The 20,081-nt window shown below is 42.9% G+C and carries 21 protein-coding genes and 1 tRNA gene; 6 read left to right on the top strand and 16 right to left on the bottom strand.

Features of this window, described 5'->3' with window-relative positions; all coding sequences use genetic code 11:
- The first annotated feature begins 21 nt into the window (after positions 1 to 21).
- Entirely contained in the window at positions 22 to 906 is an 885-nt protein-coding gene (locus ICN31_RS09735) for a class I SAM-dependent methyltransferase (RefSeq protein WP_216261006.1), read from the top strand.
- Between the two features lie 12 nt (positions 907 to 918).
- On the opposite strand, the gene ICN31_RS09730 is transcribed toward ICN31_RS09735, so the two are convergent.
- The 6 genes from ICN31_RS09730 to petA all read right to left on the bottom strand — a co-directional run bounded on the left by ICN31_RS09730 (position 919) and on the right by petA (position 4,987).
- Positions 919 to 994 (bottom strand) — tRNA-Thr (locus ICN31_RS09730).
- 17 nt (positions 995 to 1,011) lie between these two features.
- Complete coding sequence (locus ICN31_RS09725) at positions 1,012 to 1,419, bottom strand: ClpXP protease specificity-enhancing factor (RefSeq protein WP_216261005.1); 408 nt, start codon at positions 1,417 to 1,419, stop codon at positions 1,012 to 1,014.
- A gap of 28 nt (positions 1,420 to 1,447) precedes the next feature.
- A complete protein-coding gene (locus tag ICN31_RS09720; protein WP_028819209.1) occupies positions 1,448 to 2,059 on the bottom strand; it encodes a glutathione S-transferase N-terminal domain-containing protein in 612 nt (203 codons plus the stop codon).
- A 99-nt stretch (positions 2,060 to 2,158) separates the two neighbouring features.
- Positions 2,159 to 2,932, bottom strand: a complete 774-nt coding sequence (locus tag ICN31_RS09715; RefSeq protein ID WP_216261004.1) for a cytochrome c1 — start codon at positions 2,930 to 2,932, stop codon at positions 2,159 to 2,161.
- A 41-nt stretch (positions 2,933 to 2,973) separates the two neighbouring features.
- Positions 2,974 to 4,374 carry a cytochrome bc complex cytochrome b subunit gene (locus ICN31_RS09710; protein WP_216261003.1) on the bottom strand — a complete coding sequence of 467 codons (1,401 nt, stop codon included), beginning with the start codon at positions 4,372 to 4,374 and terminating at the stop codon, positions 2,974 to 2,976.
- A gap of 10 nt (positions 4,375 to 4,384) precedes the next feature.
- Positions 4,385 to 4,987 (bottom strand): ubiquinol-cytochrome c reductase iron-sulfur subunit, encoded by a 603-nt coding sequence (petA, locus tag ICN31_RS09705; protein ID WP_088525681.1) that lies wholly within the window; start codon positions 4,985 to 4,987, stop codon positions 4,385 to 4,387.
- Between the two features lie 137 nt (positions 4,988 to 5,124).
- On the opposite strand from petA, the gene mscL reads away from it, so the two are divergent.
- Together mscL and ICN31_RS09695 are read left to right on the top strand one after the other, a co-directional pair.
- A complete protein-coding gene (gene mscL, locus ICN31_RS09700) occupies positions 5,125 to 5,547 on the top strand; it encodes a large conductance mechanosensitive channel protein MscL (protein WP_216261002.1) in 423 nt (140 codons plus the stop codon).
- Between the two features lie 21 nt (positions 5,548 to 5,568).
- Positions 5,569 to 6,747 (top strand): Do family serine endopeptidase, encoded by a 1,179-nt coding sequence (locus tag ICN31_RS09695; protein ID WP_216261001.1) that lies wholly within the window; start codon positions 5,569 to 5,571, stop codon positions 6,745 to 6,747.
- A 13-nt stretch (positions 6,748 to 6,760) separates the two neighbouring features.
- Here the strand turns inward: ICN31_RS09695 and ICN31_RS09690 are convergent, their stop codons facing one another.
- From ICN31_RS09690 to ICN31_RS09675, 4 genes are read right to left on the bottom strand one after another with little or no spacing between them, the layout of a single operon-like run.
- Positions 6,761 to 7,495, bottom strand: a complete 735-nt coding sequence (locus tag ICN31_RS09690; protein WP_216260999.1) for an amino acid ABC transporter ATP-binding protein — start codon at positions 7,493 to 7,495, stop codon at positions 6,761 to 6,763.
- 36 nt (positions 7,496 to 7,531) lie between these two features.
- Positions 7,532 to 8,200 (bottom strand): amino acid ABC transporter permease, encoded by a 669-nt coding sequence (locus tag ICN31_RS09685; RefSeq protein WP_216260998.1) that lies wholly within the window; start codon positions 8,198 to 8,200, stop codon positions 7,532 to 7,534.
- An 11-nt stretch (positions 8,201 to 8,211) separates the two neighbouring features.
- Positions 8,212 to 9,003: an amino acid ABC transporter permease gene (locus ICN31_RS09680; RefSeq protein ID WP_216260996.1), complete on the bottom strand. Its 792-nt coding sequence runs from the start codon at positions 9,001 to 9,003 to the stop codon at positions 8,212 to 8,214.
- A gap of 22 nt (positions 9,004 to 9,025) precedes the next feature.
- Complete coding sequence (locus ICN31_RS09675) at positions 9,026 to 9,955, bottom strand: amino acid ABC transporter substrate-binding protein (protein WP_216260994.1); 930 nt, start codon at positions 9,953 to 9,955, stop codon at positions 9,026 to 9,028.
- Positions 9,956 to 10,483: 528 nt separating this feature from the next.
- Between ICN31_RS09675 and ICN31_RS09670 the strand changes: the two genes are divergently transcribed.
- Positions 10,484 to 11,950, top strand: a complete 1,467-nt coding sequence (locus ICN31_RS09670) for a tetratricopeptide repeat protein (protein ID WP_216260992.1) — start codon at positions 10,484 to 10,486, stop codon at positions 11,948 to 11,950.
- A gap of 2 nt (positions 11,951 to 11,952) precedes the next feature.
- Here the strand turns inward: ICN31_RS09670 and ICN31_RS09665 are convergent, their stop codons facing one another.
- Together ICN31_RS09665 and ICN31_RS09660 are read right to left on the bottom strand one after the other, a co-directional pair.
- Positions 11,953 to 12,576, bottom strand: coding sequence for a hypothetical protein (locus tag ICN31_RS09665; RefSeq protein ID WP_216260990.1), 624 nt, complete (start codon positions 12,574 to 12,576; stop codon positions 11,953 to 11,955).
- Positions 12,577 to 12,600: 24 nt separating this feature from the next.
- Positions 12,601 to 13,722: a tetratricopeptide repeat protein gene (locus ICN31_RS09660; protein ID WP_216260988.1), complete on the bottom strand. Its 1,122-nt coding sequence runs from the start codon at positions 13,720 to 13,722 to the stop codon at positions 12,601 to 12,603.
- Positions 13,723 to 13,833: 111 nt separating this feature from the next.
- On the opposite strand from ICN31_RS09660, the gene ICN31_RS09655 reads away from it, so the two are divergent.
- Complete coding sequence (locus ICN31_RS09655; RefSeq protein WP_216260985.1) at positions 13,834 to 15,414, top strand: tetratricopeptide repeat protein; 1,581 nt, start codon at positions 13,834 to 13,836, stop codon at positions 15,412 to 15,414.
- A gap of 125 nt (positions 15,415 to 15,539) precedes the next feature.
- On the opposite strand, the gene ICN31_RS09650 is transcribed toward ICN31_RS09655, so the two are convergent.
- Positions 15,540 to 16,853, bottom strand: coding sequence for a porin (locus ICN31_RS09650; RefSeq protein ID WP_216260983.1), 1,314 nt, complete (start codon positions 16,851 to 16,853; stop codon positions 15,540 to 15,542).
- 208 nt (positions 16,854 to 17,061) lie between these two features.
- Here ICN31_RS09650 and ICN31_RS09645 point away from each other — a divergent pair, with 208 nt between their 5' ends.
- A complete protein-coding gene (locus ICN31_RS09645) occupies positions 17,062 to 18,522 on the top strand; it encodes a tetratricopeptide repeat protein (RefSeq protein ID WP_216260980.1) in 1,461 nt (486 codons plus the stop codon).
- On the opposite strand, the gene tatC is transcribed toward ICN31_RS09645, so the two are convergent.
- Genes tatC through tatA form a run of 3 tightly spaced genes read right to left on the bottom strand, consistent with a single transcriptional unit; the run spans position 18,498 to position 20,066 of the window.
- Positions 18,498 to 19,292, bottom strand: coding sequence for a twin-arginine translocase subunit TatC (gene tatC, locus ICN31_RS09640; RefSeq protein WP_088525667.1), 795 nt, complete (start codon positions 19,290 to 19,292; stop codon positions 18,498 to 18,500). The two genes, ICN31_RS09645 and tatC, sit on opposite strands and share 25 nt — an antisense overlap.
- A gap of 27 nt (positions 19,293 to 19,319) precedes the next feature.
- Entirely contained in the window at positions 19,320 to 19,796 is a 477-nt protein-coding gene (tatB, locus tag ICN31_RS09635; protein WP_088525666.1) for a Sec-independent protein translocase protein TatB, read from the bottom strand.
- 48 nt (positions 19,797 to 19,844) lie between these two features.
- Positions 19,845 to 20,066 carry a Sec-independent protein translocase subunit TatA gene (gene tatA, locus ICN31_RS09630; RefSeq protein WP_216260977.1) on the bottom strand — a complete coding sequence of 74 codons (222 nt, stop codon included), beginning with the start codon at positions 20,064 to 20,066 and terminating at the stop codon, positions 19,845 to 19,847.
- Positions 20,067 to 20,081: the final 15 nt, after the last annotated feature.

Here is a 20,081-nt window from a genome sequence, read left to right as displayed (position 1 = left end):
ATTCATAATGAAATAATACCAATGAATACTTTAACAAACCTCTATGATGAACATTCTGGAAAAACCTCAGATAAATGGGCGATTTATCTTCGGGAATATGAGCAGAAATTTGAGCCATACCAAAATCTTGCGATCAAACTTCTTGAAATTGGGATTCAAAATGGTGGCTCCCTTGAAATTTACTCTAAATACTTCCAAGAAGCTAAGCGCATTATGGGATGCGATATTAATCCTAAGTGCTCAAATCTTAGTTATGATGATCCAAGAATTCAGGTTATCGTTGGAGATGCAAACCAGCCCTCCATTAAGGCAGAGGTACTAAAAGAAGGGCAATTTGACATCATTATTGATGATGGCTCTCATACCTCAAAAGATATTGTTCAATCCTTTTGTCACTATTTCCCCGCACTCAAAGAGGGTGGGATTTTTATAGTCGAAGATTTGCACTGCAGCTATTGGAATGAATTCCAAGGTGGGCTATTTCACCCCATTTCTTCAATGAATTTTTTTAAACGTCTGGTCGATATACTTAACTTTGAGAGTTGGGGAATCAATAAGCCAGCGGACTCTGTATTAAAGACTTTTCTATTAAATTATGATGCCGCCATCACCGAAGATGATTTACTAAAAATTCATTCTATTGAGTTTGCAAATTCACTGTGTTTTATTAAAAAAGAGCACCCTGAAAAAAATTTAGCGGGCAAGAGAAGGGTAGTTGGAACAGAAGCCATGGTTGAACCGATCGTTCAAGGACTTAATGGACAAACTATTCAAGCTCTCGATCAGTCTAGAAATTCGTTTTCATCTAAAACCTTGCTACCAGAAGAGGAGGCGCTGTTTCTAGCGCGTGAAAACACAAAACTAAAACAAGAAATTGAGGATTTGAAGGCTGCGTTAAAAAAATAGCAGCTATATGAATGGTGCCCCTTGTCCGACTCGAACAGACCACCTACTGATTACAAATCAGTTGCTCTACCAGATGAGCTAAAGGGGCACGGTAAGTATTTTAGCCTATTTCACAATCTTCAAGGCGGGCCTGCTAGTTTTAGGCTTCTCGGGGGTTCCGTCCGAGGAGTCTGCACTAGGCAACTGCCGGGCTTGCTTTGGATCGAATGGAAAAGACATCCCTTGCCCATTCTCCCTGGCGTAAATGGCCAAGACATGGGTTACTGGAACCATAATCTTTCTTGGAATCCCACCAAATCTAGCCTGAAAGCTAATCCAATCATTTTCCATCTGCAATTGATGGCAGGCCTCTAAGGAGAGGTTTAAAACGATCTCGTCATTCTTCACAAACTCCATAGGCACTTCTACGCTAGTGTCTACAAAGACCGCTATAAACGGCGTAAAACCAAAATCCGTGCAACACTGATGTAGAGCACGGATTAGATAGGGTTTATTGCTTGGAACGTCAGGCATTCTGACTGAAATGAACCGCTAGTAAACCTTAGCGGCGCATTACCTTTTCTGAAGGAGTTAATGCTTCAATATAAGCGGGTCTACTGAAAATACGCTCGGCATATTTCAAAAGAGCTGCAGCATTACGAGAAAGGTCAATACCATAGTGCTCAAGACGCCACAGTAAAGGCGCAATCGCTACATCTAGCATTGAAAATTCATCGCCAAGCATGTACTTATTCTTTACGAAAATTGGTGCCAGCTGAGTTAAACGATCACGAATTGCCAAACGCGCTTTCTCATGAGTCTTTTCAGCGGCTTTACCTTTTTCATTTTCCAAAGCAGCAACGTGAACAAACAGCTCTTTCTCGAAATTAAACAAGAAGAGACGTGCACGTGCTCGCGCTACAGGATCAGGCGGCATCAATTGTGGATGAGGAAAACGCTCATCAATATATTCATTGATGATGTTTGATTCATACAAAATAAGGTCTCGCTCAACCAAGATTGGAACTTGGCCATATGGATTCATTACCGAGATGTCTTCTGGCTTGTTGAACAAGTCAACATCACGGATTTCAAAATCCATGCCTTTTTCAAAAAGCACCAAGCGGCAGCGTTGCGAGAATGGGCAATTAGTACCCGAGTACAACACCATCATAAATTGATTTCCTTAAATTTCTACTTCAATACAACAAACGCACAACAGCGTTAAATCTCATTATTGATGGGGCCTGGTTTCAGGACCCATCAAATTCAATTAGTGAATATCTTTCCAATACGCTTTATTCAAGCGCCAAGCCAAGAGGGTAAAGATTGCTAAAAACAAAAGCACCACTACACCGATGCGTTTGCGCTGTAGTTGCACTGGCTCAGCCATCCATGACATGAAGGCTACTAAGTCGGCTATATTATCGTCATACTCTTGTGGCTTCATCGTGCCTGGAGTGAGCTGCTCAAAGCCTACAAATACTTTCTCCATTCTGCTTGCGTCATGCGGATCTTTACGCTCCTCAAACTTAGCAGCACGCTCACCCTGTAACTGCCAGAGTACGTGTGGCATACCTACGTTTGGATATACCAAGTTGTTCCAACCAGTTGGAGTGGCATCGTCCTTATAAAAGGTACGGAAATACGTATAGAGCCAATCTGTACCGCGGGCTCTAGCCTCAACAGATAAATCAGGCGGGACTTTACCAAACCATACCTTGGCATCTTTTGGCGTCATGGCAATAGTCATCAAATCACCAACCTTAGCATCGGTCAAAATCAAGTTGTCTTTAATTTGCTGATCAGTCAAGCCAATATCGCGCAAACGGTTGTATCGCATGCTTGCTGCTGCATGACAGTTCAAGCAATAGTTCACAAAAATCTTAGCGCCGTTTTGCAAAGAAGCATTGCTGCTGACACGGTCCGGGGCCTTCTCTAAAGGAAAGCCGCCTTCGCTTGCATTTGCGCTTAGGCCAAAACCAAGGGCAATAACTAGGGTAGCCGCTTGGCAGACGCCCATTAAAGTGTGCAGAATTCTTTTCATACTATTTCCTAATTTCTCTTAGCTGTTATCTCAGGCGTGAATTAATGGGACTCAAAAGTAACGCGGTCTGGAACTGGCTTGAATGTGCCAAGCTTGCTCCAAAACGGCATTGCCAAGAAAAAGCCCAGATAATAAATAGTGCAAATCTGAGAAATCTTTTCATACACAGGTGATGGTGGCTCGATGCCTAAGTAACCCAAAATTACAAAGGTCACTACAAAGATGCCATAAATATATTTATGGAACTGTGGGCGATAGCGAATAGATTTCACTGGGGAGTGATCTAACCATGGCAAGAAGAACAGAATCACTACAGAAGCGCCCATGATCACAACGCCCCAGAACTTCGCATCAAGTGCATAGAATCCAGCAGCTAAAACTAGAGCGATGACTGCGCAAGCGCCCTTCACCTTGATATCTTTAGACTGAACAGCAAACATCCCGAGAATCACTGCTAAGAAAATCCATAAAGGCAATAGGAAGTTCGTAGTAGTAGCGCGCAACATAGAGTAAAACGGTGTGAAATACCAGACCGGTGCAATATGCGTTGGCGTTACAAATGGGTTTGCTGGGATGAAGTTATTGGCTTCTAAGAAGTAACCACCCATCTCTGGTGCAAAGAAAACAATCGATGCAAAGATGATCAAGAAGCCGCCCAGATACATCACGTCATGAACGCTGTAAAAAGGATGGAATGGAATGCCATCTACTGGATGGCCATTAGCATCTAGCGTATTTTTAATTTCTACGCCGTCTGGATTGTTTGAGCCCACTTCATGTAATGCAAGGATATGCGCCGCTACCAAACCAATAAGTACCAATGGAATGGCAATCACGTGAAACGCAAAGAAACGATTGAGGGTAGCGTCACCCACAACATAATCGCCGCGTAACCAAAGCGATAGGTCTGGACCAATCAATGGAATCGCAGAGAACAAATTCACGATCACCTGAGCGCCCCAATAGGACATCTGACCCCATGGAAGCAAGTATCCAAAGAATGCTTCACCCATTAAGGCTAAGAAAATTGCGCAACCGAAGATCCAAATGAGTTCACGTGGCTTGCGATAAGAACCGTAAATCAAGCCGCGGAACATATGCATGTACACCACTACAAAGAACATCGAGGCGCCAGTCGAATGCATATAGCGAATCAACCAACCGAACGGAACCTCTCGCATAATGTATTCAACAGACTCAAATGCCTTAGCAGCATCTGGCTTGTAGTTCATGGTCAAGAAAATACCGGTAATGATCTGGATAGCCAATACAACAATTGCTAAGGCGCCAAAGATGTAGAAAAAATTCAAGTTTTTAGGAGCGTAATACTCGCTCATATGACGCTTGAAGGCTTCTGTGACGGGAAGACGTGAATCAACCCATGCCATAAGCTTAACGGCGGCGGAGGCGTCTGCTGGGACTTCTTTTTCGTGAAATGCCATTTATATCTCCTTAAGCCTTCTTATCTTCGCCGACCAGAATCTTGGTGTCGCTCAAATACATATGTGGCGGCACTTCCATATTGTCTGGAGCTGGTTTATTTTTGAAAACGCGACCCGCCATATCGAAGGTAGATCCGTGGCATGGGCAAAGAAAACCGCCCTGCCATGTATTTGGCAGCGAAGGCTGAGCACCCGCCTCAAATTTCGGCGTTGGAGAGCACCCTAAATGGGTACAAATACCAACTACAACCATGTATTCAGGCTTAATTGAACGCCATTGGTTTTGAGCATAAGGAGGGGTAAATTGGGCTGGATCCCTCAAAGAATTTGGGTCTGCGAGCTCTGAATCAATCTTAGAAAGCTCGGCAACTTGCTCAGGAGTACGGCGTACAACCCATACAGGCTTACCGCGCCACTCAACCATGCGCATTTCATCTGGCTTCATGTCAGCAATGTCAATTTCAACAGCTGCTCCAGCGGCTTTAGCGCGCTCGGAAGGCTCAAAACTGTCTACAAAAGGGTAAAGGGCTGCAGCTGCGCCTACGCCGCCAACCGCCGATGTGGCTATCAGCCAATTGCGACGATCCTTGTCCATACTGGGCTTATCACTCATTTACAAAATTCCTAGAAAGGGTATTTTTGGGTGGAAATTACTTAAACCTCGTATTTTAAAGTAAAAAGTGGGGTGAGGAAGAAAGTTATGGGGTTAATCTCGGGCTAATCCAAATACAAGCAAAAAGGAGGGTAATTATGAGTGTTTTGAAGGAATTTCGTGAATTTGCCGTAAAGGGCAATGTGATTGATTTGGCTGTAGGCGTCATTATTGGCGGGGCTTTCGGGAAAATCGTCGATTCTCTTGTAAACGACATCGTTATGCCGGTGATTTCTACCCTTTTAGGAGGGCATATTGACTTTACAAACCTCTTCATCATTCTTGGTCGTATTCCAGAGGGTGTTCCCAGAACTTTTGATGCACTCAAGAAGGCTGGAGTCCCTATTTTTGCCTATGGAAATTTCATCACCATTTCAATTAATTTCATTTTGCTAGCCTTTGTGATTTTTCAAATGGTCAAGGTCGTTAATAAGATTCGCTTAATGGATACACCTCCGGCACCGCCAACTCCAGAAGATGTAATGTTGCTGCGCGAAATTCGCGACAGTCTCAAAAAATAATTGCGCAAAGAAAATTACAACATGTTCAATCGCCTATGGTTACTATTTGCGCAAGCTGTAACCATTCTGCTTGCTGCATGGTTCATTGTTGTAACTCTCAAACCAAGTTGGATATCGGGAGAAGTTGTCAGCTCAATTGTTGAGAGCGTCACCCTAAAAGAGGGGGCATACGATGGTAGCGCTCTGAGTCCCGGCTCATATCACGATGCAGTCAAAAGATCGATGCCAGCTGTTGTCAATATTTTTACCAGCAAGACTTCTGCAAAGACAAAAACGCGCAAAGGTAATAAACAAAACCCTGCCGACCCATTATTTAAATTCTTCTTTGGTGATCAGCCACCAGACGAAGAGCCCAGCTCCAGCTTAGGCTCTGGGGTTCTAGTAAGCCCAGAAGGAATTATCCTCACAAACCACCATGTCATTAATGATGCGGATGAGATTGATGTGGCGCTTTCAGATGGCAGAAAAGTAAAGGCAAAAATCATTGGTAGTGATCCAGACACAGATATCGCTGTTTTGAAAATTGAGGCTAAACAATTACCGACTCCCATTACGCTCGGAAAAATAGATTCTGTCCACGTTGGTGATGTCGTACTTGCTATCGGCAATCCATTTGGCGTTGGTCAAACCGTGACCTCTGGAATTGTCTCTGCTATGGGTCGCGATCACGTTGGTATCAATACATTTGAAAATTTTATTCAGACAGATGCTGCGATCAATCCTGGCAATTCCGGTGGCGCACTCATCGACACCCGTGGCAATCTCATTGGTATCAACACTGCAATTTTCTCTAACAATGGTGGATCGATGGGAATAGGGTTTGCAATTCCCATTAACCTTGCTAAACAAGTAATGGAATCCATCCTGAAGAATGGCAGCGTCACTCGGGGCTGGATTGGCGTTGAACCCCAAAACCTATCCAAGGAGCTCTCTGAATCTTTAGGGCTTCCTGGCAATACCGGAGGAGTGCTTTTATCCGGAGTTCTAGAGGGTGGGCCTGCAGCCCGCGGTGGCGTAAAGCCTGGGGATGTACTAACGGCTGTTAATGGCGACAAAACTAAAGATGTAAAGCAGCTTCTGAATCAAATTGCCCAAATTAGCCCAGGAAACGAGGCTACTTTAACTATTTTGCGAAAGGGGAAAGAGGCGGTTCTTACAGTCCAAACCGGAAAACGCCCAAAACCCAAAACGCTCAATTAATGAGACTTGCCTACTAGTTAGCCAATATCTTTGATAGGAAGTCTTTGGCTCTTGGAGAGCGAGCTTCTGGATTGCCAAAAAATTCGTATTTGCTACAGTCCTCAATAATGCGGCCTTGATCCATAAAAATCACTCGGTTGCCAACCTTGCGAGCAAAGCCCATCTCGTGGGTAACGCAGCACATTGTCATACCTTCGTTAGCAAGCTTAACCATGACATCTAACACTTCGCCTACCATCTCTGGATCGAGTGCTGAGGTAGGCTCATCAAACAACATCAGGATGGGATCCATACTTAAAGCACGGGCAATCGCAACACGCTGCTGCTGACCACCCGAAAGCTGACCAGGAAATTTATCTTTTTGCGCAATGAGTCCAACACGCTCGAGATACTTGAGGCCATGGGTCTTAGCTTCATCGCTCGATCGACCCAAGACTTTAATTTGAGCCAGCGTGAGATTTTCAGTAATACTTAAATGGGGAAATAACTCGAAGTTCTGAAACACCATTCCAACCCGCGCCCGCAACTTGGGAAGATTGGTTTTGGGGTCATGCAAATTAATGCCGTCAACAGTAATCTCACCTTTTTGAAATGGCTCAAGAGCATTGATGGTTTTAATCAAAGTTGACTTACCAGATCCTGAAGGGCCACAAATCACCACCACCTCCCCCTTGCTAATTGAAGTAGTGCAATCAGTCAAGACCTGAAAGGAGCCATACCATTTCGAAACGTTTTGAAGTTCAATCATGATGGTCTATGTAATCTATAACAATGAATAAAATATTTAGCGAATGATGGCAACTTTTGCCTGAATGGCGCGCACTGCCTTAGACAGTGAAAAACAAATCACAAAATACGTTGCTGCTGCCAATATATAAGTCTCAATTGGACGGCCATAGTTCTTGCCAGCAATCTCAAAGCCTTTCAATAAGTCGTATGCGCCAATCGCATAGACTAATGAAGTGTCTTGGAACAGAATAATGGTCTGCGTCATAAAGACAGGGATCATATTCCGAAATGCTTGAGGCAAAACCACTAAACGCATGTTCTGTCCATAGGTCATTCCTAGGGCCTCGCCTGCGTAGGCCTGACCCCTGGGTACCGACTGAATTCCAGCTCTCACAATCTCCGCAAAGAAGGCAGCCTCAAATGCAATAAAGGTAATCGTGGCGGATAAATCTGCTCCGATGGGTTTGCCAATGAGCATTGGGATTAACAAAAAGAACCAGAGAATCACCATCACCAATGGAATAGATCGCATAGTGTTGATATAAAACGTCGCAGGAATAACCAAGATAGGTTTGCCTGATAGCCTCATCAAGGCTAAGAAAGTGCCAACTACAATTCCCCCAACTGTCGCGATGATAGTGAGCTGGACGCTGAATAAAAGTCCCTTCAGAATGTAATTCGTGAAGAGATCCCAGTTATAAAAACTTAAATCTAAGCTCAACATGTAGCAACCATTTAATGAGCCAGACTTGCATCATTCGATGCGGCAATAAAACCAGGGATGCGACTTCTTTTTTCTATGAAAGTCATCACACGATTGACGGCAAAAGCTGATAAGGCATAAAGCAAAGTCACTGCTAAGTAAATTTCTACACCTCGAGAGGTTTCTTCCTGTGCTTGCATAGCAAATAAAGTGAGCTCCGGCACCGAGACAGCGAAAGCAACTGAAGAGTTTTTGACGGCATTCATACTCTCAGAGGTAAGGGGAGGAATCACAATACGTAATGCCATAGGCAATAGGACAAAGCGATAAGTCTGTGGCGTAGTTAATCCAAGCGCAGTTGCTGCAGCCCGTTGCCCACTAGGTAATGACTGAATACCTGCACGCACTTGCTCGGCTATACGAGCGGAGGTAAAAAAGCCCAACGCAATACTGACCAGCCAATAAGATGGAAGCGCCTTTAAGGGCAAAACAAAAGCAGGAATAACGTGGTACCAAAGAAATACCTGGACTAAAACAGGAATATTTCTAAATAGCTCTACCCAAGCAGTTGACAGTCGCACTAGCAATCTACTCACGATTCCGCTATCAGGCAAGGTTCTGAGGGTACCCATCACTAAGCCAACAATCAAAGCAATAGTCAGACCCAAGCCTGCAACCGCCAAGGTCCAGCCCCAGGCTTTCATCAGCCAGTCTAGATAACTGGCATCTGCATTTTGTCCAAGCCAAAAAATAGAGGAGAAGCAGTGTTCAACTACTTCTCCATCAATGGTGCTTTTACAAAAAACACCGAAATCTAATGCCATATTAGAAACTTAATTGATTAAATTATTTCTTGTTGTAGTCTTCGGCTGGTTTGTCGTTGAGATTTGCCCAAGCATTTTTAGTGGCTGGAGATAATTCAAGACCAACGACAGCATTTTTTGGTGGAATTGGTGACAAGAACCACTTATTCCAGAGTCCAGGCATTTTTCCATTTGCAACAATCTTCGCAATAGCGGCATTCACAGCAGCCTTAAACTCAGGATCATTCTTGGGAACCATAATGGCAATCGGCTCGGTTGAAAGTACTTCCCCAACAATCTTGTAATCTTTTGGATTCTTAGAATTGGCAATATTGCCAGCCAAAATAGAGCCATCCATCACAAAGGCGTCAGCACGGCCAGACTCTAACAACAGGAAGCTATCAGCATGATCTTTACCAAAAACTTCATCAAAGTTAACGCCATTGGCTTTTTCATGTTTGCGCAGCAATTGAACAGAGGTTGTGCCAGTAGTAGTGGCAACTTTTTTACCAACTAATTGAGAAATTGAATTAATTCCTGAGTTAGCTTTAACTGCAATACGCACTTCTTCAACATACAAGGTATTAGCAAAGCCAACATCCTTAGCGCGAGTACTATTATTGGTTGTTGTGCCGCACTCAATATCAACGGTACCGTTTTGCACTAAAGGTACGCGGTTTTGGGATGTCACAGGCTGGTAGTTAATGCGGATTGTGCTCATACCCAATTTATCTTTGATGTCGCCGAGAATCATGCGGCAAATTTCAACGTGGTAGCCATCAAAACGGCTATCGCCAGTGGTGTAGGACATTGGAATAGATGACTCACGAACGCCCATAGTTACTGCACCCGTAGATTTAATCTTGTCTAGCGTTGCGCTTGCGGCAAACACTGTAGGGGTAGCCAAAAAAGCGGTGGCAAACAAAGACAGAACGGCTTTTGGAAAAACGCCTTGGGCGAGTATTTTTTTCATTTTTTAATTCTCCTTAATGATTGCTTATAACAAAGTTTTCATGCCCTTATAACTGGCATATTTTGGAATTGATAATAAATCTTGGAATCCTTACTTTTTAACAGATATCATGCCTTTCAGCCACTATTAATGCCGTAAATAAGGGCAATAATGAGTCGGCTATTTGCGAAAACACTATGATTAGTTTCAGTTGGGCCTTATTAAGAGTCAAATGTAAGATATAAATACACCCAGTTAGGGTTATCACTAATTAGCCTATATAGGTCCATATTTTTTCAGAATAGGCTCCAACCCTAGCACCCTAGAATTCTATGAATCGATTAAATTAGATTAAGAAATTAATGCCATCAAACATATTTAACCTAATTAATCAGGAGATTAATCAAGCAGTCGATCTTAACCCTGAAAATGGGTTTATTCGCCCGTGCTTAGCGAAAGCTATTTAGCCCACATTGAAAAACTATTGACCGGGCTAATGTGACTACAGACAACTTATTTGAAAAGGCAAAAGAATATTTTCAATCTGGCTTGGATTATTCCGATCAAGGCGATTATGAAAATGCCAAATTAGCACTTCTTGAAGCATACAAAATCATGCCGGAGCGTGCCTCAATTTTGGCCAATCTTTCGGCAACCTTAATCCAGCTGAGAGAATGGGATGAGGCCAAAAGTTTTTGCAGTAAATTGTTAAAGATCTCTCCCGAAGACTCTATCGGCTGGCTGAATCTAGGGGTTTGTACCGCGCATGAAAACAATTACGACACTGCAATTGAATATTTTTCTAATTGCCTAGCAATCGATCCAAATTCAATTGCTGCTTGGTCTAATAAAGGTCATGCTCATCTAGAAAAAGAGGAATTTCTAGATGCTAATAATTGTTACATAAAAGTACTTGAACTAAATCCGAAGTATGAAGATGCACTCATTGGATTAGGAAATTTACTCAACGAACAAAAAAAATATGAGGATGCACTCAAATATTTTGATGAAGTGATATTTGCAAGCCCCAATCACCATCTCGCTAAATGGAATAAAGCACTCTCACTACTCAGATTAGGAAACTTCGAGGCAGGCTGGCCTTTATTTGAATCACGCTGGCATGTTTCGGGGATGATGGAGCATATGCCCAAGCTCGATGCTCCACTGTGGCTTGGGCATGAATCTCTTGAGGATAAGATGATTTATATCCATGCAGAACAAGGTCTTGGAGACACAATCCAATTTAGTCGTTATCTACCTCTTCTTGAAAAAGAAAAAGGTGCAAAAGTTATATTTGGAGCCCCCAAATCCCTTGTACCCCTGATGAAAAGTCTCAGCCCCACAATCAAGGTTGTGGATCAGCAAAGCTTCTCAGTAAAATATCACGGCAAGATTGATTTCCACTGCCCCATCATGAGTCTTCCTCTAGCATTTGGCACAAAACTAGACACCATCCCCAAATCTACTGCATATTTAAAGGCTGATTCATCAAAGATAGCAACCTGGGCTGAAAAACTTAAATCCTCAAAAGGTAAACCTACACGACTCAAGATTGGAATAACTTGGCGCGGATCCGGAAAATATGCCAATAAGGTAAGTGAAAAAAGGAATATTCCCTTCGCACTGATTGCTGACCTGGTTACCGAACTCAGATCTGATGGAGTTGAGTTTCATGCCATTCAAACAGAATTTGGATCGGACAACGCATTCAAAGCGCCATCTCTGGAGGGTTTGATTATCCATGCCAATGACCTTATCGATTTTTCAGATACAGCAGGGTTAATATCTCAATTAGACCTTGTAATATCGGTAGATACTGCCTGCGCTCACCTTGCAGGAGCCCTTGGGACGCCCACCCTATTACTGATACCAGACCCACCTGATTTCATGTCTCTGACCGAATGTGACCAAAGCCCTTGGTATCCCAACACCTCTTTACTCAGACAAGAAAAAAGGGGGGATTGGGCTGGTCCAGTTGCAAAAGCAAGAGCAGTAATAGTTAACCGAAAGATTTAAGCTCAACTCTTAATTAGGGCAGCGACATCTTTTTTTAACTGCACTAATACAGTAGGCCAATCGCCAAAAGACTTTTGCCTATAGAGTTTAGCGGATGGATACCATGGGCTATCTTCACGATCTAAGAACCACCTCCAATCTGATGCCCAAGGTAACAATATAAAGACTTGCTTACCAAGAGTACCGGCTAAATGAGCAAGAGAAGTATCAATAGAGATAATCAAATCCATATTTTCAACTACCGCAGCGGTGTCCTCAAAGTTATTTAAGTAATCCCCCAGATAGTGAATCGCGGGATGATTAGAGAGTGTCTCTAAGTCATTCTCACGAAGATCTTTTTGAATCAGGAATAAGTTGTCATTTGGAAAGGCCTCCTGTAACAGGGCTAGGGATATGGGACGAGTATTTCCGCGTTTGATATCAAAATTGATATTTCCCGAACAAGCGATACCAATATTTAGCCTCCCAGCATGCGCAAGGGGTAGTTTTGCTTGCCAATCTTTGATTGAAGATTGTGAGACTTGAAGGTAAGGAATAGTACTGGGGATTGAATCTAAAGTAGTATCGAAAAGCAAAGGTAGGCTACCAAAGGGAATTTGATATTCATAGTCAGAATCTGGTGCCAAACTTTCTAGAACATCAAATCCAGATTACTTAAACAATGGTTCTAATTGTTTTTGTACACGAACTGTTACTGATGCACCCAATCTTTGAAGGCATGGCAAATATCTACTGAACTGTATAACGTCACCTAAACCCTGCTCAGACCAGACCAGAATTTTAGAGTCCGCTGTCTCATATAAACTTTTCAAACGCGGGATGCTAAGAAACGTAGGTCTCTCAAAAGTCTCCATACCCCAACGCTGCTCATAATCGCTCCAGCCTTCCTTGAGTCGCCCAAGTGTTAGTAATATCAAGGCCCTATTCCAGTACGACTCGCGATAATTTGGATTGATGCGAATAGCGATGTTACAGCTCTCCAGCGCTTCTTGATAGCGCTTGAGATCATTTAAGGCTAAAGCTTTGTTTGACCAGGCTTCGGCAAAATTAGGAGATAACTTGATTGCTTTCTCGCAACAAATTAGAGCCTCTTCATATTGCGTTAAGCTAACATGAGCGGCACCCTTGTTAGACCAGAACTGACTATTATCAGGCTGAAGACTTACAGCCTTTTCATAACAAGCAAGCGCACTCTCATATTGATTTAAGCCTTTATAAGCGCCCCCTTTGTTTGACCAGGCTTCGGCAAAATTAGGGTTAGTCTCAAGAATAGCATCGGCGATTTCAATTGCCTTTTCATATTGACTTAATTCCGTTAGGGTCGCTCCAATATTTAAACGTGCCTCTAGCGAATTCCCATTAATAGTAAGAGCTTTTTCAAAGGCTCTAAGGGCATCCTTAAATCGTCCAATATTTGAAAAACTCTTGCCATAGTTAAGCCACGCCATCAAATTATTAGGATCCAAGCGAGTCGCTCGCTCATGATGCAATATGGCTGACCTATCATCACCAAAATCAGATAATGCCTTAGCAAGGTTATATTGAATTGAGGGGTCACTAGGGCTTAACTTTTCAGCCTGCCTTAAAAAATTAATGCAGCTCTTATGATCTGCAATTGATGCTTTGATAAGCCCCATCATCTGAAGCGCCATCAAATTTTTTTTCTCAATCTTTAATGCCGCCAAAAGTAATTCTTCTGCAGATCCCAGAGAGCCTGCTTCAAAATATTGCAATGCCTGAATAATTAATGCGTCAATCTGTGAACTCTTCATATTTGACCAATTAAAAACCTTATTTTTAAAAGAAATTTAGGCGCTAATTTATTGCCTAAATCCAAGGGAAGTTATTCACTATGCTTATTTAAAATGCATAATAACCCTAATATGAATGAGATTAAGGCCACCTCTAACCAATTGCTTGCTAAAGCAGTTTCTTTTCATCAAAATAATGAGTTCATTGATGCTAGGAAGCTATACAAACAGTGTCTATCAATTGACCCCAATAATTTTGACTGCTTATATTTCTTGGGACTTCTTTATGCACAAACTGGTGAATTCCAAAAAGCGGTCAACAGCCTAAGTAAAGCGAGCGAATTAAATCCTAATCATCCAGCGACCTTTAGCACTTTAGGCTTTGCGCAACTGGAGTTAAAGGAATATCTTCCCGCTATAGATAGCTTTAGACGTACTATCAAATTGCAGCCAAACCTAGTAGATGCGCATTACAACCTTGGCAATGCCCTGCAAGACACTCATCATCATTTGGAGGCAATCGCATCATATGATGCGGCGCTCCAGTTACAAAAAAATAATCCCAATATTTACTTCAATAAAGCAAATTCATTGCGATATCTCAAAGATTTTGAGGCAGCAATTCAAGCCTATGATCAGGCACTTTTTATCGAGCCCAATTTTGCTGAGGCGTATTGCAATAAAGCAGGCTGTTTAGAGCAAATTGGAGCTTATGAGGAAGCTATTACGGCCTGCAAACAAGCTCTTTCTATTGATCCCAACTTTGCCACCGCCCACTGGAATCTTGCTTTTTGCTACCTATTGCTTGGCGACTTTGAAAACGGCTGGAAGGAACACGAATGGCGGTGGGTCAGTCCTGATCTCCCAATACATCAAGAGCGTAGAAATTTTGATCAGCCCTTGTGGTTGGGGCAAGAGTCTTTATTCAATAAAACTATTTTCTTGTATGCAGAACAAGGTCTTGGGGATACGCTGCAATTTTCCCGCTTTGCTATTCAAGTTAAACGGCTCGGTGCGAAAGTCATTCTTGAGGTTCAAAAACCTCTCGTTTCCCTGCTATCTAGCCTTACAGGTGTTGATCAAATTATTTCTAAAGGTGAGGCAGCCCCAGCATTTGACTATCAATGCCCACTGATGAGCCTTCCTTTGGCTTTAAGGGCCTATTCAAAGGAGGCAATGAATATCTCTTCGCCCTACCTCCACACCTCTAAAGAAAGCCTCTCTAAATGGGAAAGCATACTTGGCAAAAAAACCAAGCCGCGGGTTGGAATAGTGTGGAGTGGTAATCCAGATCATCACAATGACTGGAATCGAAGCATTCCTTTGGATCAATTACTTCAACTAAGTTCATCCAAGTACCAGCTAGTGTCAGTCCAGAAAAATATTAGCGCTGCTGATCGCACGCTCCTTGAGGCTCACCCCGAGGTTTTGCGCTTTGACAATGATTTACATGACTTCAGTGATACTGCCGCCCTATGTGAATTACTTGACCTAGTGATTACCGTTGATACTAGCGTGGCACACGTCGCCGGAAGTCTTGGCAAAGAGACGTGGTTATTGCTACCTAAAAATCCGGATTGGAGATGGTTGCTAAACAGAGCAGATACCGATTGGTATCCAAATACGAGAATTTATAGGCAGAAGGAGCTCCTCAATTGGGCTCCTGTAATTGATCAAGTTAAAAATGATCTAAATACAGCCTTCTCTGTCTAATCTTATCTAAATCAAAAAACTATATCTAACTCTAGCAATAAAAAACCCACTGTGTTTCCACAGTGGGTTTTTATTTACTTCTATGTCTTATAGACTAATTCAAACTAGCTTACGCTAGCGTTAAATTAGAATGTATGACGTGCACCAATAGCGTATTGGTTACCACTTGTACCTGATCCATCTGTACCAGTACTACCTGAACTAGTAGTAGTTGAACCAAATGCAGCGTACAAGTTTGTACGCTTGCTGAGGTAGTAGTTAGAACCAATCTGGTATGCAGTGAAGTTAACAGTGTTAGCTTGTACACCAGTAGAAGCATCAGCGCCTCTGTAACGACCATTACCTACGCTTGCCCAAGCCTCAATTGCTGGAGTGATGTAGCTACGTACACCAATCTGTTGCGCATTGCGGTTAAATTGGGTGGAGCTTGAAGTAGATGCACCAGTAGCAGTTTGACCAGAGTTCAAAGTCACTTTACGTCCGATCCACTGAGCGTAAGCCTTCAAGATACCAAAGTCGTATGTACCAGCAAGGTAAGTCTGCTTGTCAGCTAAGTTGGTAAAGCCAGCCAATGTACCACTAGCAGCAGATGATTGTGCTGTCAAAGGAGTTTGTGATCCGCCAATGTTGTATGAAGGAGCTGCATATGCATCAAGGCCAGTAACCTTAGTATTGAAAGACTGGTAGTTAGCTGTCAAATACAGTTTTTGCCATGTGTAGTTAGCGCCTAAGCCCCAACCGTTCCAGTTTTGATTGCCACCGGAAGAGCTAGCAACCATCTGAGTGTTGGTGTTATTCATTGCATACAGACCTTTTACTTGGAAACCAGCAAAGGTATCAGATGATGCTGTCAACGCATTAGAGGCACGGTTTGTAAATCCAATGTTTGTTGATTGGCCAGAATCAATACCAGTCTGGTTACCACCAACATAGATTACGCCACCAGTAATATTCATGTATGCAGTTGGATCAGTCTTTGCACCTTCTTCATAGATTGGGGTGTATTGACGACCAAATGCGAATTGACCGAGGCCATTCTTTTTCAAACCAACAAAAGATTGACGGTTATTCAATGCAGCACCGCTATCCGTAGATGTTTTTTGTACTGCATCAACAGCTGTACCGCCAGATAAACTAGCGTTAGCAGGTGTTAAACCAGCTTCAATTGTGAAGAAAGCGCTTGTACCGCCACCCAAATCTTCAGTACCTTTGAAACCCAAACGGCTTGTAGACTGAGCGCCTTGACCAAATTGGCTTGATGTTGCTCTTACTAGACCGGTAGAATTGCCACCCACACCTTTAGCAGCTGAGGAGTAGGACGTTCCGTTAGCACCAATGTAACCACCGTCAATAACGCCGTATACGGTTACGCTGGATTGTGCTTGAGCAGCGCCAGCAATAGCTGACATAGCTGCAACTGCGAATAGCGATTTTTTCATTCTTTAAATCTCCAAAAATTAAAAGTAATGCCCAAATAAAACCGGGACCATTGAATTTTGCTGGTTTTGCCCATGCAGACTGGGGGTAAGGGCATTTAGGAGTTCTTTTTGCTTGTCAAAAGGTAGTTTTTTGGCTTTCTTCGTTGTATCTCGGCAACAAGGCCTTTGTTTTCTGTCTTTTCAGGCCCTCAGATGACAAAATTGTCATATGGCAAGTCGCGAATTCTTAAAAATCCTCAGTTCTGCCCGTTTAGGTGATGTATTGGCGCAACAAAAATTAGCACAGGCCTACATGACGGGGGCATTTAAAACCCCAATTCAGCCCACCAACGCCTTAATTTGGCTCGAAAAATCCTTTTTTTCTATTACAAATCAAAGACTTGAGGAAATCGACTCAATCCCACAGGAAATTTCCGGCCTTTTAGATCAAGTGGCTAGCATCCCTCTCGTGGAGACCTTCAATTCCCCTGCTTTTGGCTTTGGTTGGAGTTCGTTTTGGGAGTTGGCAGAAAAAAATATTCAGGATGAATCAAGCCTTGCAGCCAAGTGGCAACTCGCCAATCTTTTAGTGAACCCAGCTTATCAAGAAACTCAATCTCAGCTGGTCGATTGGTTAGAGAAAAAGATAACTCCACCTTCACTTGAAAAAGTTGCGGGTCTGGATTTCGCTGGGCTTCAAAAACTGGCTCGGGAATACTTGAAAGAACTCTCTGAAATAGATTCGCCATTCACCACCTCTGCTAAAGAATTATTAATCAAGCTGCAGCCAAAAAATGAAGCCCTTTCCTCCTTATGGAATACCTGGCTCACAAATAAAAATGAAGAGGCTCTACTTCAGGCAGCAGAGCTAGGTCTGACATTGGCCAAACTCACATTAGGTTTACGTCTTGCTCAACTAGATGGGAGTGATAGTAAATCAAATGCCTCTCTCAAAAAAGCAGCGCATTGGTTAGAGCTTGCCGCTAAAGATGGTGACCGTGATGCATGGTATGCGCTTGGTGAGATTTATCGTCGTCCGCAATTTTCTGGATACAACGCCGCAGAGAGTGATCGTTGCTTTGATCGGGCTGCTGACCTAGGGCATGCACAGGCCCAACTTCGCAAAGGCGCTAATCTTTGGCGTAAGCGAGAAAAGTCTGAAGAAAAAGTTCGTGGTCTGCAAGCCTCTTATTGGGTATGGCAAGCGCATCAGCAAGATGTGGCGGAGGCAAAAGAATTACTTGGCAAAATCTTAGAGAGTTGTCCTAACCCCAAATCAAATGAGCGGCTTGAATTAGCCCAATATGCTGAACGCGCCATTAATCATCATGCTGAATATAAATTAGATGAAGATTGGCTATTACTCTGTCATCGTATCGTCATTGCCAATCAATTTAACTTCAGCAAATCAGAATTACTGCTATGCGAAGTTGGTCAACTTCAACATGAACACTGTGTAGTAGTGGATATTCGCTGGGAGCTGCCGAAAATTTTACCGAGATTGATTCAGATTGAAACGATTCAGCAACGGCGCGCCCTATTGGCTGCGGGTAAAGTGTTCGCTGGTTCTGACGCAAATATCGAAGGTAACCTACGTCAACGACGATACCGCTTTGATCGAGTGAGCAATTGGCTAACTGATACTTTTTCTCGGGGCACTAAAAATCAGACTGATGCTGAGCTAGTTTGATCTTCTTTATTAGCCTCATCATCAGCAGGCTTGGGGATATAAAAACGGGCAATAAATAGTCCCAATTCATAAAGCAGCGTCATCGGTATAGCCAACAGTAATTGTGAAAGCACATCGGGCGGAGTAACGACTGCTGAGATTACAAAGGCGCCGACAATTACATAGGGGCGAATCTCTCTCAGCTTAGCTAAAGGTACGATGCCCATCCTCACCAAGACAACCACCACAACGGGCACTTCAAAAGTAATACCAAAGGCCAAAAAAGTATTCATGGCAAAACTCAGGTATTTATCGATATCCGTAGACATCTCAGCACCTAGTGGTGCGTTATAGCTAGCCATGAAATTAAATACTGTTGGAAATACTAAGAAGTAAGCAAAAGCCATACCGAAAATGAATAGGCTATAGCTACTCACCACTAAAGGCACAATTAATTTGCGCTCATGCATATATAAGCCTGGTGCAATAAAGGCCCACAATTGATATATCACCATTGGCAATGCAATGATGAATGCTACTAGCATGGTCACTTTCATGGGCACAAAAAATGAACCAGTGACATCCGTGACGATCATCTTGCCACCCGCTGGCAATGAATCTAGTAAGGGCTGTGAAAACAAATGAAAAATATCGGGTGCCCAATAAACCAAGCAAACGAATACAACAATAATTGCTAAAGCAGACTTGATAACACGATCACGCAACTCAAATAAATGCGAGAGGAAAGATTCTTGCAATCCTGAATCTTCAGTGGAATTATTTTCTGACATGCGAAAGTATTTTTATTCTTGTTCTATTTATTTGATGGCGCTGTGATGAAAACGTTTCATTCTGGCAGCGCCCGATTGAACACGTGTGCGCACACCCGCTGAACGTTTAAACCAAATGGGTCTGGCTGCCCGTCTAACACCCCAACTACTGCGGCCTTGGCGCTTGGTCTTATCCCACACCGCTCTCTCATCAACAGGTAACTTCTCAAAACTGGTTTCAAAAATATCAGCTTGATCACTCAGATTTGTATTGGCCTCTTGAACCGTTGAATGAATACTATTTTCAACTTCTTTAAGGGCGGAAGCACTTTCTTCACGGAACTTTTTAAATTCCTCAACTTCCATCTGACGATTCACTTCAGATTTAATGTCAGCCATATAGCGTTGTGCACGACCAAACAAGTTGCCCGCCATGCGAGCAATTTTTGGCAGGCGCTCTGGACCTACAACGATCAAAGCAACTACTGCAATGAGCGCAAGTTTTGAAACCCCAAGATCAATCATTTAAACAGTCTTCTAAAACCACGTGGATTTCTATTGCGCTATCAAAAATCACTTGTTAACGTCTTTAGCTTGCACATCAACAGTTTTTTCTGTTGCAGTAGCAGCTTGCTGGATTTGCTCTTTAGGTTCTTCGCCCGGCTTCATGCCATCTTTGAAACCTTTTACAGCGCCACCCAAATCTTGGCCAATATTGCGCAATTTCTTGGTACCAAATACCAACATCACGATGACCAAAACAATTAACCAATGCCAAATGCTAAATGAGCCCATTTTGAATCTCCTTGG

It is taken from the genome of Polynucleobacter sp. UB-Piko-W3 (assembly GCF_018881635.1).
Taxonomy (GTDB): Bacteria; Pseudomonadota; Gammaproteobacteria; order Burkholderiales; family Burkholderiaceae; genus Polynucleobacter.
Note: the sequence above shows the minus strand (reverse complement) of the source record. Positions and strands in the feature narration are given on the sequence as shown.

Bases quoted from the DNA above. Each gene is read 5' to 3' on its own strand.
- tatC (WP_088525667.1), bottom strand. From the start codon at position 19,292: ATGTCAGAAAATAATTCCACTGAAGATTCAGGATTGCAAGAATCTTTC.
- ICN31_RS09735 (WP_216261006.1), top strand. From the start codon at position 22: ATGAATACTTTAACAAACCTCTATGATGAACATTCTGGAAAAACCTCA.
- ICN31_RS09650 (WP_216260983.1), bottom strand. From the start codon at position 16,853: ATGAAAAAATCGCTATTCGCAGTTGCAGCTATGTCAGCTATTGCTGGC.
- tatB (WP_088525666.1), bottom strand. From the start codon at position 19,796: ATGATTGATCTTGGGGTTTCAAAACTTGCGCTCATTGCAGTAGTTGCT.
- ICN31_RS09645 (WP_216260980.1), top strand. From the start codon at position 17,062: ATGGCAAGTCGCGAATTCTTAAAAATCCTCAGTTCTGCCCGTTTAGGT.
- ICN31_RS09660 (WP_216260988.1), bottom strand. From the start codon at position 13,722: ATGAAGAGTTCACAGATTGACGCATTAATTATTCAGGCATTGCAATAT.
- ICN31_RS09695 (WP_216261001.1), top strand. From the start codon at position 5,569: ATGTTCAATCGCCTATGGTTACTATTTGCGCAAGCTGTAACCATTCTG.
- tatA (WP_216260977.1), bottom strand. From the start codon at position 20,066: ATGGGCTCATTTAGCATTTGGCATTGGTTAATTGTTTTGGTCATCGTG.
- ICN31_RS09725 (WP_216261005.1), bottom strand. From the start codon at position 1,419: ATGCCTGACGTTCCAAGCAATAAACCCTATCTAATCCGTGCTCTACAT.
- petA (WP_088525681.1), bottom strand. From the start codon at position 4,987: ATGAGTGATAAGCCCAGTATGGACAAGGATCGTCGCAATTGGCTGATA.
- ICN31_RS09680 (WP_216260996.1), bottom strand. From the start codon at position 9,003: ATGGCATTAGATTTCGGTGTTTTTTGTAAAAGCACCATTGATGGAGAA.
- ICN31_RS09685 (WP_216260998.1), bottom strand. From the start codon at position 8,200: ATGTTGAGCTTAGATTTAAGTTTTTATAACTGGGATCTCTTCACGAAT.
- ICN31_RS09690 (WP_216260999.1), bottom strand. From the start codon at position 7,495: ATGATTGAACTTCAAAACGTTTCGAAATGGTATGGCTCCTTTCAGGTC.
- ICN31_RS09655 (WP_216260985.1), top strand. From the start codon at position 13,834: ATGAATGAGATTAAGGCCACCTCTAACCAATTGCTTGCTAAAGCAGTT.
- ICN31_RS09710 (WP_216261003.1), bottom strand. From the start codon at position 4,374: ATGGCATTTCACGAAAAAGAAGTCCCAGCAGACGCCTCCGCCGCCGTT.
- mscL (WP_216261002.1), top strand. From the start codon at position 5,125: ATGAGTGTTTTGAAGGAATTTCGTGAATTTGCCGTAAAGGGCAATGTG.
- ICN31_RS09715 (WP_216261004.1), bottom strand. From the start codon at position 2,932: ATGAAAAGAATTCTGCACACTTTAATGGGCGTCTGCCAAGCGGCTACC.
- ICN31_RS09720 (WP_028819209.1), bottom strand. From the start codon at position 2,059: ATGATGGTGTTGTACTCGGGTACTAATTGCCCATTCTCGCAACGCTGC.
- ICN31_RS09675 (WP_216260994.1), bottom strand. From the start codon at position 9,955: ATGAAAAAAATACTCGCCCAAGGCGTTTTTCCAAAAGCCGTTCTGTCT.